Source organism: Olleya sp. UBA1516, from assembly GCF_002323495.1.
Lineage (GTDB): Bacteria > Bacteroidota > Bacteroidia > Flavobacteriales > Flavobacteriaceae > Olleya.
Window position 1 is genome coordinate 212,064 of record NZ_DCQO01000009.1, and the last position, 12,374, is coordinate 224,437.

The 12,374-nt window shown below is 31.2% G+C and carries 11 protein-coding genes; 7 read left to right on the forward strand and 4 right to left on the reverse strand.

Translation table 11 applies throughout. The annotated features are described in order from the left end of the window. Positions 1-58 precede the first annotated feature (58 nt). From ychF to B2989_RS05100, 4 genes are all read left to right on the forward strand, one after another. On the forward strand, positions 59-1,153 hold the full coding sequence (gene ychF, locus B2989_RS05085) for a redox-regulated ATPase YchF (RefSeq protein ID WP_292945111.1): 1,095 nt from the start codon (positions 59-61) through the stop codon (positions 1,151-1,153). A 139-nt stretch (positions 1,154-1,292) separates the two neighbouring features. After that, positions 1,293-1,703, forward strand: a complete 411-nt coding sequence (locus B2989_RS05090; RefSeq protein WP_348661329.1) for an SRPBCC family protein — start codon at positions 1,293-1,295, stop codon at positions 1,701-1,703. A 103-nt stretch (positions 1,704-1,806) separates the two neighbouring features. Beyond that, on the forward strand, positions 1,807-3,666 hold the full coding sequence (locus B2989_RS05095; protein ID WP_145001782.1) for a DNA topoisomerase IV subunit B: 1,860 nt from the start codon (positions 1,807-1,809) through the stop codon (positions 3,664-3,666). After that, entirely contained in the window at positions 3,667-6,351 is a 2,685-nt protein-coding gene (locus tag B2989_RS05100) for a DNA gyrase/topoisomerase IV subunit A (RefSeq protein WP_292945114.1), read from the forward strand. Here B2989_RS05100 and B2989_RS05105 read toward each other — a convergent pair. Next, a complete protein-coding gene (locus B2989_RS05105) occupies positions 6,348-7,202 on the reverse strand; it encodes a putative sugar O-methyltransferase (RefSeq protein WP_292945116.1) in 855 nt (284 codons plus the stop codon). The genes B2989_RS05100 and B2989_RS05105 overlap by 4 nt on opposite strands. Before the next feature lie 208 nt (positions 7,203-7,410). Here B2989_RS05105 and B2989_RS05110 point away from each other — a divergent pair, with 208 nt between their 5' ends. Continuing rightward, positions 7,411-8,451, forward strand: a complete 1,041-nt coding sequence (locus B2989_RS05110) for a hypothetical protein (RefSeq protein ID WP_292945118.1) — start codon at positions 7,411-7,413, stop codon at positions 8,449-8,451. Positions 8,452-8,512: 61 nt separating this feature from the next. Here B2989_RS05110 and B2989_RS05115 read toward each other — a convergent pair whose 3' ends face one another. The 3 genes from B2989_RS05115 to B2989_RS05125 all read right to left on the reverse strand — a co-directional run bounded on the left by B2989_RS05115 (position 8,513) and on the right by B2989_RS05125 (position 10,370). Beyond that, positions 8,513-9,298 (reverse strand): TerC family protein, encoded by a 786-nt coding sequence (locus B2989_RS05115; protein WP_292945120.1) that lies wholly within the window; start codon positions 9,296-9,298, stop codon positions 8,513-8,515. 3 nt (positions 9,299-9,301) lie between these two features. Continuing rightward, positions 9,302-9,676, reverse strand: coding sequence for a DNA topoisomerase IV (locus B2989_RS05120; RefSeq protein ID WP_099569405.1), 375 nt, complete (start codon positions 9,674-9,676; stop codon positions 9,302-9,304). A gap of 256 nt (positions 9,677-9,932) precedes the next feature. Continuing rightward, positions 9,933-10,370, reverse strand: a complete 438-nt coding sequence (locus B2989_RS05125; RefSeq protein ID WP_292945126.1) for a helix-turn-helix domain-containing protein — start codon at positions 10,368-10,370, stop codon at positions 9,933-9,935. A gap of 313 nt (positions 10,371-10,683) precedes the next feature. Between B2989_RS05125 and B2989_RS05130 the strand changes: the two genes are divergently transcribed. Together B2989_RS05130 and B2989_RS05135 are read left to right on the forward strand one after the other, a co-directional pair. After that, on the forward strand, positions 10,684-11,820 hold the full coding sequence (locus tag B2989_RS05130) for a M14 family metallopeptidase (RefSeq protein ID WP_292945129.1): 1,137 nt from the start codon (positions 10,684-10,686) through the stop codon (positions 11,818-11,820). A 73-nt stretch (positions 11,821-11,893) separates the two neighbouring features. After that, positions 11,894-12,373, forward strand: a complete 480-nt coding sequence (locus B2989_RS05135) for an Lrp/AsnC family transcriptional regulator (protein WP_028282071.1) — start codon at positions 11,894-11,896, stop codon at positions 12,371-12,373. Position 12,374: the final 1 nt, after the last annotated feature.

Sequence of the window (12,374 nt, forward strand, 5' to 3'; positions counted from 1 at the left end):
ATTTAGTAAATAAGATAGTACTATATTTGCAGCCTTAATTTGAAATAAATTTCTTTACATGAAAGCAGGAATTGTAGGATTGCCTAACGTTGGTAAATCAACATTATTTAATTGTTTATCAAATGCAAAAGCGCAAAGTGCTAACTTTCCGTTTTGTACTATAGAGCCTAACATAGGTGTAGTAAATGTACCAGACCCAAGATTAGAAAAGTTAGAAAGCTTGGTTAATCCAGAACGTGTATTACCAGCAACTGTTGAGATTGTTGACATCGCAGGATTAGTAAAAGGAGCAAGTAAAGGTGAAGGTTTAGGGAATCAGTTTTTAGGAAACATTAGAGAAACAGATGCTATCTTACATGTTTTACGTTGTTTTGATAATGATAACATTGTGCATGTTGATGGCAATGTAAATCCAATTAGAGATAAGGAAACTATCGATATGGAATTACAGTTAAAGGATCTTGAAACTGTAGATAAAAAACTAGAAAAAGTTAAACGTGCTGCAAAAACAGGTAATAAAGAGGCTCAAAAAGAAGAGGCTGTGTTACTAAAGTTAAAAGCTGGTTTAGAAGCAGGTGTGTCTGTTAGAGCTTTAGAGTTTACAGAGGACGAATTAGAAGAATTTGTTAAGCCATCGCAACTAATAACAGGAAAACCTGTGTTATATGTTTGTAATGTGGATGAGGATAGTGCTGTCTCTGGAAATGCTTACGTAGATTTAGTTAAAGAGGCTGTTAAAGATGAAAATGCTGAAGTATTAGTATTAGCAGTTGGAACAGAAGCAGATATTAATGAGTTGGATGATTATGAAGAGCGTCAAATGTTTTTATCAGATATTGGACTAGAAGAGCCAGGATCTGCAAAATTAATTAGATCTGCTTATAAATTATTAAACCAACAAACTTACTTTACAGCAGGAGTTAAGGAAGTTAGAGCATGGACTATAAATGTTGGGTCTACTGCACCACAGGCTGCAGGAGTGATTCATACAGATTTTGAAAAAGGTTTCATTCGTGCCGAAGTGATTGCTTATGATGATTATGTTACTTATGGTAGCGAGTCAAAAGTTAAAGAGGCTGGTAAAATGAGAGTAGAAGGTAAAGGATACACTGTTAAAGATGGAGATGTAATGCATTTCTTATTTAACGTGTAAGCCTACTTAAAATAAAGTTTTTACAACGCCATAATGATGCATTTCATTATGGCGTTTTGTATTTTTACAGCAAAGTAATTAATATGCCTTTAATACAACTTAAAACAGTTATACATGCGCGTTTAAAACATGTTTTGATTTGTCCAGAGATATAGATTTTCATAAGGATTCATTAAAACACTCAAATGAGAAGGCTGTTGCAGGTAAAACCTCTGGCTTAATAGGTTTAGGAGAATCGGTAACATGGGAAGCTACTCATTTTGGAATCCGTCAGCAACTAACCTCCAAAATAACACATTTTGAATCGCCTAATTACTTTGTTGATCAAATGGTTTCAGGAGCATTTAAAAGTTTTAAGCACGAACATATTTTTAGCACAAAAGGAGAAGATACCATCTTGATTGATATGTTTTATTTTCAGTCGCCTTTTGGTATTTTAGGTAGATTGGCTAACGTGTTATTTTTAACTAGTTATATGAAAAATTTGCTTGAAACTAGAAATCATTATCTAAAAATTAAGGCCGAAATCATACAAAATCAACAATCTTAACACTAATAGTTATACATTGTTAATTACTTTATCTATGCAGTGTTTCATTTTTTAAAGGGTTATATTATATTAGCAACGTATCTCCAAATTGCATCAAAATTTTATGTCAGAACAAACTAAATATACCGAAGATAATATACGATCACTAGACTGGAAAGAGCATATTCGTATGCGTCCAGGAATGTATATTGGAAAGCTTGGTGACGGATCGTCTCCAGATGATGGTATATATATTCTGCTAAAAGAGGTGTTAGACAACTCCATTGATGAGTATGTCATGGGAGCAGGAAAGACCATAGAAATTTCGATACAAGGAAGCAAAGTTATTGTTCGCGATTATGGACGTGGTATTCCTTTAGGAAAAGTAGTGGATGTTGTGTCTAAAATGAACACAGGAGGTAAGTACGACTCAAAAGCCTTTAAAAAATCTGTGGGATTAAATGGTGTCGGTACAAAAGCAGTAAATGCATTATCATCTTATTTTAGAGTAGAGTCTTCTAGAGACGGTAAAAGTGCTTCTGCGGATTTTGCTCAAGGTAATTTAATGGACGAGGAGTTTTTAGAAGAAACAACGCGTCGTAAAGGTACCAAGGTATCCTTTGTTCCTGATGATATTATATTTAAAAACTACAAATACAGAAGTGAATATGTAGTAAAAATGCTTAAAAACTATGTTTACCTAAACCCAGGATTGACCATAGTTTTTAATGGAGAAAAATTTTATTCTGAAAACGGATTAAAAGATTTACTGGCTGAAAAAATTGCTGAATCAGACTTGTTATATCCAATCATTCATTTACGTGGTGATGATATTGAAGTAGCATTAACACATAGTAAAACACAATATAGCGAAGAATATAACAGTTTTGTAAATGGTCAAAATACCACACAAGGAGGTACGCACTTAAATGCCTTTAGAGAAGGTTTGGTAAAAACCATTCGTGACTTTTTTGGAAAACAATATGATGCTTCAGATATACGTAAGTCCGTTGTAAGTGCTGTAGCTATAAAGGTTATGGAACCTGTTTTTGAGAGTCAAACAAAAACAAAACTTGGGTCTACAGACATGGGAGGAGAGTTACCTACTGTTAGAACCTATGTTTCAGATTTTCTTAAAACACATTTAGATAATTATTTACACAAAAATCCAGAAACAGCAGATAAACTACAACGTAAAATTTTACAAGCAGAACGTGAGCGTAAAGAGTTATCTGGAATTAGAAAATTAGCAAAAGACAGAGCTAAAAAAGCGAGTTTGCACAATAAAAAATTACGTGATTGTCGTGTACATTTTGGTGATATTAAAAATGAACGTAACCTAGAAAGTACCTTGTTTATAACAGAGGGAGATTCGGCCTCAGGAAGTATCACAAAATCTAGAGATGTAAATACACAAGCGGTATTTAGCTTAAAGGGTAAACCATTAAACTGTTATGGATTAACAAAGAAGATTGTATACGAAAACGAAGAGTTTAATCTCCTGCAAGCTGCTTTAAATATCGAAGAGTCGCTAGAAGATTTAAGATACAACAACGTCGTTATTGCAACAGATGCCGATGTCGATGGTATGCACATTAGATTATTATTAATCACTTTCTTTTTACAATTTTTTCCAGAAGTCATTAAAGAAGGTCATTTGTATATATTACAAACACCTTTATTTAGAGTTCGTAATAAAAAAGAAACCATTTACTGCTACTCAGAGGATGAACGTAGAGAAGCAATAGAAAAACTAAAACCTAAACCAGAAATCACTCGATTTAAAGGTTTAGGAGAAATTAGTCCAGATGAATTTGTTCACTTTATAGGTGAAGACATTAGATTGGATCCAGTAATGTTAGATGATAATATGTCTATTGAAGAGTTATTGTCATTTTACATGGGTAAAAACACACCAACAAGACAAGAGTTTATTATTGATAATCTTAAAGTTGAACTTGATTTAATTGAGGAGGATAAATAGATGATAGAAGAAAACGACGACCTAGCTAACGACAATTTAGAAAACTTAGATAATCAAGAACCTCAAGAAACCATTACCAGGATTACTGGTATGTATAAAGAATGGTTTTTAGATTACGCATCCTACGTAATTCTGGAACGTGCAGTTCCAGCAATTGAAGACGGATTTAAACCTGTACAACGTCGTATCATGCATTCCATGAAGGATTTGGATGATGGACGTTATAATAAAGTAGCCAATATAGTTGGGCATACCATGCAGTATCATCCACATGGAGATGCAAGTATTGCAGATGCTATGGTACAAATTGGTCAAAAAGATTTATTAATAGATACACAAGGAAACTGGGGAAACATCCTAACAGGAGATCGTGCAGCAGCAGCACGTTATATTGAAGCTCGTATATCAAAATTTGGATTGGATGTCATTTTTAATCCTAAGATAACAGAATGGCAATCGTCTTATGATGGTCGTCGTAAAGAGCCTGTAAATTTACCAGTAATGTTTCCTTTATTGCTAGCACAGGGAGGAGAAGGTATTGCAGTAGGACTTTCTACTAAAATATTACCACATAATTTTATTGAGTTAATTGATGCGTCTGTAAAACATCTACAAGGTAAACGCTTTACATTGTTTCCTGATTTTCCAACAGGAGGTATTGCAGATTGTAGTGACTATAATGATGGATTGCGTGGCGGAAAAGTACGTTGTCGTGCTAAAATTAGTCAGTTAGATAAAAACACATTGGTTGTTAATGAGTTGCCTTTTGGTACTACAACCTCTTCATTAATAGATTCTATATTAAAAGCTAACGACAAAGGAAAAATTAAAATCAAAAAAATTGAAGACAATACAGCTGCAACTGTAGAGATTTTAATTCATTTACCTTCTGGTTTGTCTCCAGATAAAACCATTGATGCCTTATATGCATTTACAGCTTGCGAAAGTTCAATTTCGCCTTTAGGCTGTGTTATTGAAGATAACAAACCACTATTTGTTGGTGTGACAGAAATGTTACGTCGTAGTACAGATAATACTGTAGATTTATTAAGACAAGAGTTAGAAATTAGACTAGGTGAGTTTGAAGAGCAATGGCACTTTGCGAGTCTTGAACGTATTTTTATCGAAAATAGAATCTATCGTGACATTGAAGAAGAAGAAACTTGGGATGGTGTTATTAAGGCTATTGATAAAGGATTACAACCACATATAAAACATCTTAAACGTGCAATTACAGTAGATGATATTACGCGTTTAACAGAAATTAGAATCAAGCGTATATCTAAATTTGATATTGATAAGGCGCAACAAAAAATTGATGCGTTAGAAGCCCAAATAGCTGAGGTTAAACATCATTTAGCAAATTTAATAGACTACGCAATAGCGTATTTTACAAGACTTAAAAAAGAGTATGGTGAAGGTCGTGAGCGTAAAACAGAATTGCGTGCGTTTGAAGATGTGGATGCTACTAAAGTAGTGATTAGAAACACCAAATTATATGTAAATAGAGAAGAAGGTTTTATTGGTACATCACTTAAACGCGACGAGTATGTTTGCGATTGTAGTGATATTGATGACATTATTGCTTTTACTGCAGAAGGTAAAATGATGGTCACAAAAGTAGATAGTAAAACCTTTATAGGTAAAAATATTATACACGTAGCAGTCTTTAAAAAGAAAGACAAGCGTACCATTTATAATTTAATTTATCGTGATGGCACAAAAGGTCCAGCATACGTTAAGCGTTTTGCAGTGACGTCTATTACACGAGATAAAGATTATGATTTAACCAACGGAAACAAAGGGTCTAAAACCTGGTATTTCTCTGCTAATCCAAATGGAGAAGCTGAGGTAGTTTCTATTAGTTTACGTCAGGTTGGTAGTATTAAAAAGTTAAAATGGGATTTAGATTTTGCAGATATTTTAATTAAAGGTCGTGCGTCTAAAGGTAACGTGGTGACTAAACATGCTATTAAATCTGTAGAGTTAAAAGAAAAAGGAATTTCTACTTTAAAGCCAAGAAAAATATGGTTTGACGACACTGTACAGCGTTTAAATGTTGACGGTAGAGGTGAGTTGGTTGGCGAGTTTAGAGGAGAGGATAAACTGTTAATAATAAATCAAAAAGGTATAGTAAAAACGGTTACTCCAGAGGTAACGCTTCATTTTGATGACGATATGATTGTCATGGAAAAATGGTTGCCTAAAAAGCCTGTATCTGCTATTTATTATGATGGCGAAAAGGAGCGATATTATGTTAAGCGATTTTTAATTGAAAATGAAAATAAAGAAGAATCCTTTATTACAGATCATCCTAATTCGCAATTAGAAATTGTATCTACAGACTGGAAACCTGTTGCTGAAATTGTTTTTGCTAAAGAAAGAGGTAAAGATAGAAAGGATAACGAAGAAGTTAATTTGGAGGAGTTTATAGCAATTAAAGGGATTTCTGCTTTAGGAAACCAACTAACTAAAGACAAAGTAAATGCCATTAATTTATTAGAGCCTATTCCTTATGAAGCTCCAGAAGAAACTCCAGCACAAGAAATAGAAGTGAAGGAGGAGGAGAATATTTCTGAAAAAACTGAAAAACAATCAGAGTCTAAAACTGATGAAAAATCTAGCAAAGATGATGATAATCAGGATTATGGCTTAGATGATAAGGGTCAGGTGACTTTGTTTTAATTGTTTCCCCAAACAATAATACAATTTTTGCTTGAGCTATATGGTTCTTCGTTAATTAGTTGAGAATTTGGAATGATCTCTAAAAGTTGTTCTTTTGTATAGGAGTTAAAGGATAAAGGATTAATATTATTAAAAATCATATAACCTCTTTTAGAGTTTAGAATGACTTTATTTAAGTATACGTCTTGGATGTGACCTGGGAGTTCTGAGAAAGCATAATTACTAATAATTAAGTCATAGCTTTCTGTTTTTAATTCATTCATTGTTTTATATCTTGTAGAAGTATTTAAAGCGTATTTATCAAGATAAGTTTGTGTTAACATTAAAACTTTTTTAAGATCTACTAGGGTGTATTCTTCAGTTTTACTAATGCTATTAATTATTCTACATTGACCTCCATAACCAACACCAATTTCACAAATTTTAAAATCATTTAAATCTTTAAATAGTCTTAGTAAATCTTCGTAAACATTAATATAACGTAAAGTTGATGGAGAAATTAAGCCTATATTTTCATAATTAAATCTCCTTGGATTTCCCCAAATATCATTTTGTTTAAAAAGTTCAATGTTTTTTTCTTGAATTAACGACTTGTTATTTCTTGCTATCTTTTCGATATATAAGTGGCCATCCTGCTCTGTGGCATGTTCCAAAATCCTATTGTAGGCATATTCTCTTTTAAAATTATTAAATAATTTAGAATCTAAACTTGCTTTAGCGCAAAAGTCAGGGTAGATTTGATTATCAGAGATGCTTGTTGAAATTTTAATTTCACCATACTTGTATAAACGTATTTTCTTATACAATTTTATAAATGATTTTGGCGCAATTTTTTTTAAAGTTTTTATCATTAAAGTATATTTCTGATTGATCAATTATTTCTATTTGTCTTTGGGCACAATTTAAATTATAATTTGGAATTAAGCTGTTTATATTTGAGTTAAAAATTCTGTTATTATATTTTTTAGAACGTTAACAATATCATAAAATTTAAAATATTAAAAACTGCTTTTAAAGTGTTTACGTAGATACTTATAAACCAATAAATATTTTAAAATTATGAAAACATCAAATTTAGCAAAAAACACAATGTTATCCCTTTTCGTTTCCGCAGCACTAGTATCTTGTAGTGATGATGATAACGACGCAATAGTAATTAACGATGGCGAATCAAATTCAGTTAAGTTATATACTTCTAATAATGCAGATGGTAATATTACAATTTATGATGTTACAGATCAATCTGCTGTAACGTCAAAAACATTAATTACAACTAGTATTGCTGCAGATGGAGTATACTATGATGCAACAAACGATTTTTTATTACAAGCCTCTAGAACAGATTTAGGATTAGAAGGTTATAATAATACAAGCAGTTTGGTTTCTGGAGCCACATTAACAGTAGATGTGGATGGAACCAATGACATGCAAAGTCCAAGAGAAGTTGCTGTTAATGGCAATTTTATTGTGGTTGCAGATAATGCAGATGTGGATGGAGACCCATTAACTCCAGACGGAAGATTATACGTTTACACAAAAGATGGTAACACCATTACATTACGTAACACTATTACAACGTCGTTTAAATTATGGGGAATAACGTTTGATAACAATAACCTATATGCTGTAGTGGATGCTACAAATGAGTTAGCAGTGTTTACGGACTTTTTATCTAACACAACAGATATGTCCTTAACAGCTTCTAAACGTATTGTTGTAGAAGGAATTGTTAGAACACATGGTTTAACTTTTGATGCTAATTCTGATGTTATGATATTAACAGATATTGCAGATGCTACAAATGGTCAAGATGATGGAGGTTTTCATTACATCGAAAATTTTACATCAAAATTTAATGCTGTAGCTAATGGTGGAACTTTAGAAGTATCACAACAAGTTAGAGTATCTGGAGCTTCAACATTATTAGGTAATCCTGTAGATGTTGCTTATGATGCGTCAACACAAACTGTTTACATTGCAGAAGCAGGCAATGGAGGCGGAAGAATTTTAGCTTTCAATAATTTTGAAGCAGGAGGAAACATTACTCCTTTTATTAATAACAGTTTAGCAGCTGCATCAGCAGTATATTTGTCTAAATAATTTAAACTTATTAAATAAAAAAAAGACCATCGTTAGATGGTCTTTTTTTTTATTCCTTTTTTTATTTCTTTTTTGAAATTTTTTGATTTAAAAACTCTATAAATAACGAAAAGGCTATAGCAAAATACAGGTAACCTTTAGGTATAGCTCCAACCGTTTTGTCAAAAAATGTGGTGTGCGATAGGTGACCAGCTTCGGTAATTAACATAAATCCTATTAAGATTAAAAAAGATAATCCTAAAATTTGAATACTTGGATTGGCATCTATAAAACGTCTTATTTTATTAGCAAATACAATCATTATAATAATAGATATCACTACAGCAATAATCATTAAAATCAAATTATGATTATGGTTAGTAGATAACCCATTGGTCATACCAACTGCTGTTAAAATACTATCAATTGAAAATATAAAATCTATAATTAAAATCTGAACAATAGCTTGTTGCAAGGATTTAATCGGTTTGCTTTTTACTTCATCTTCATCATGTGATGGTGTTTCTACTTTCTCTCTAATTTCCGAAGTAGATTTATATATTAAAAATAATCCTCCAAAAAATAAAATTAATGCTTGCCAACTTAATTCCAGATGCATCCAATTAAAATCTATTTTGTAAAAAGGCTCGGACAATCCTACTAAAAAGGATACAAAAAACAACAAGATTATACGTTGTACCATTGCTAGTAGTAGTCCAATGTTTGTTACTTTGTTTCGTTGGTCTTCTGGAAGTTTATTTGCAGCAATAGAAATAAAAACAATATTATCAATCCCTAATATTATTTCTAAGAAAGTTAAAGTTAATAATGCAAAAATAGCATCACTAGAAAGTAGAAAGTCTAACATGTTTTATTTTTTAATATAAGCTATACCTTTTTGTTTATTGGTCTCTCCAACATAAGAATATTCAAAAGTATAAGAAGTATCTGTAGTGACTAAAACTTTAAGATGTACATCTTTACGTTCAGCCATATTTTTAGGATTTATCGTTTTGTAAATGACTTCACAATCATTTACCCATCTTACTAATGTGCTATCAACTTTACCTTCATATGTTTCTATTTGTAAACTATCTGTTCTAGTAAAGGTAGATTTATAAATTACATCTCCAACTTTAACTTCGCTATAAAATTGACCTGTTTTAAAGTCTTTGCAGTTTCGTTCCACTTTGTAGCAGCTAAAAAAGCTAGTTAAAATGATAAGGTATATTAGTTTTAATTTCATCGCATAAGGTTTACAACAAAATTAATTAAAAGTTTGATTATAATATCAAAAATTCAACCTTTCTATAATTCGCGTATTTGAAAATTTTATGTACCTAACTACAAATTCGCAAAATTTGAAAATGGCGACAAAAACTTGAAAAGGTGAACAAATTAAAATTTTTAAGAATTTATGACGTTTGCGTTCATTTTTTTAAAATTCACAAAACAGAAATTTTATTCAAAAGAAAATGAAAAATAAAATAGAGGAGTCTTAATTAAGAATTTTCAAAATTTGAAAAACTTCCATCAGAATAAAAAATTACGATGCGTTCAATAATTTTTCCGTTAGTAGATTTTTGATTTAAATTTTGTAGTAAATCAGAATTTTTAGTTTCTACTGGATTTTCATTTTTTGTATTAGAAAATAAATCTTGATCTTCATTTTTTATAATTGGTGCAATTGGTGTTTGTCTGTTTTTAGTTTCACTTTTTGGAAATTCACCTTTTCCATTCATCAACCAATACAATTCTACTTCCTCAAAAGAGGAGAGAACTTTCAATACAAATTCTAAACTTGGTTTGTTTCGACCTGATAATATATGTGATATGCTAGAGCGTTGCACACCAATTTTTTCGGCAAAAGAAGAGGCGTTCTCACCGTAATAATCCATGACTTTTTGAAGTCTTTTAGAAAAATCTGCATTGTTTATCATAACGATACAAATGTAAACATTTAATCTGAATACGCGATGTTACAAATGTAAATATTATAACTATTTAAGGTTAATTAACATAGGTATCGCGTAAATAATATTAAATAAAAACTTTAAATATAACACTTTAACTATCTGAAAAATAGTATTTTAAAATAGTTTTGTAAGAATTAGAACTAATTGGTTGTTAGCGTTATAGTATTTGCCTTTTAAATCACCATAAATGTTTACATAAGTAAATTACAAATGTAAATTTCATTGGTTACAATTGTAAATAACTATTTGGTTACATTTGTAAACTAATAAAATGACTATGGATAATCAATTATTAAATACCTTATATACTACCTATAAAGCGACTACTTTGTTTGGACGTTATATTCAGTTAAAAGACATTACTCCGCTTATAAATAATCTACCTGAATTTTGTAAAGTAGAAGTTATTGGCCAATCTGTTTTGGGCGAAAGTATTTCTTCTATAACAATTGGTAATGGACCAATTAAAGTGTTAATGTGGTCGCAGATGCACGGAAATGAATCTACGACTACAAAAGCGGTATTTGATATGTTAAACACTTTTAGTGATGCTAGTATGCAGTCTCTTTTAGATGCGTGTACACTAAAAATCATACCTATGTTAAATCCTGATGGCTCTGCAGCTTATACTAGGCTGAACGCTAATGCTGTCGATTTAAATAGGGATGCACAGGATTTATCCCAACCTGAAAGCGTTGTTTTAAACACTTGTTTTAAACGCTTTAAACCCGATTATTGCTTTAATCTTCATGGGCAACGTACAGTGTTTAGTGTTGGTGATACTAATAAGCCTGCTACTTTATCTTTTTTATCTCCATCGCAGGATAAAAATAGAAGTGTTACTACAACTAGGCAAAAAGCTATGCATGTTATAAGTGCTATTAATATGGGTTTACAAGATGATTTACCTAACCAAATTGGGAGGTATGACGACGGTTTTAATATTAATTGTGTTGGTGATGCGTTTCAAAGCTTAAATGCGCCTACAATCTTGTTTGAAGCAGGACATTATAAAGATGATTACAATAGGGAAGTGGTACGAGGTTTTGTTTATAAAGCGCTTTTACTAGCTTTAAATTACATAGTCAGTGAGGATAAACAGCGGTTTGATGTGACACATTATAATGCTATCCCAGAAAACGGAAAGCGATTTTACGACGTAATGATACGTAATGCACAATTTAAAGATCAGATATTAGATATTGGTATTAATTATCAGGAGCGATTGCTTAATAATACAGTAAAGTTTATGCCTAAAGTTGTTGCTATTACAGATTTATCTAAATTTTATGGTCATAAAGAAATAGATGCTAACCACAATAAGGTTCTAAATCATGATAATAAGTTGATATCTATAGATTACGAAAACGATTTCGTTGTTATTAATAATGTGAAATTATCATTAAATCTTTAAAAATTTACAATTTTAATGTATAAAATTCATTAAAAATGTTTTAATTTTGTCTATTATTTAATAAAAACATAAAATGGCAAAGTTTAAACTAGACGAAATTGATCATCAGATTCTTGATATGTTGATAGAAAACACAAGAGTTCCTTTTACAGATATAGCTAAAAAATTATTAATTTCAGCTGGTACAGTTCACGTTAGAGTGAAAAAGATGGAAGATGCAGGAATAATTAAGGGATCGTCATTAACGCTTGATTATCGTAAATTAGGGTATTCATTTATAGCTTACGTAGGTGTGTTTTTACAAAACACTTCTAAAACGTCTTTTGTTTTGGAGCGTATAAACGAAATTCCTTTTGTGACTGTAGCGCATGTTACTACAGGCAAATTTAATATCTTTTGTAAAATTAGAGCAAGAAACACTGAGCATGCAAAGGATGTAATCTTTATGTTAGATGACATAGAAGGTGTTTACAGAACAGAAACAATGATATCTTTAGAAGAAAGCATTAACGATAAAAAACGATTAATGCACAGTATTTTTAACGAATTATAAT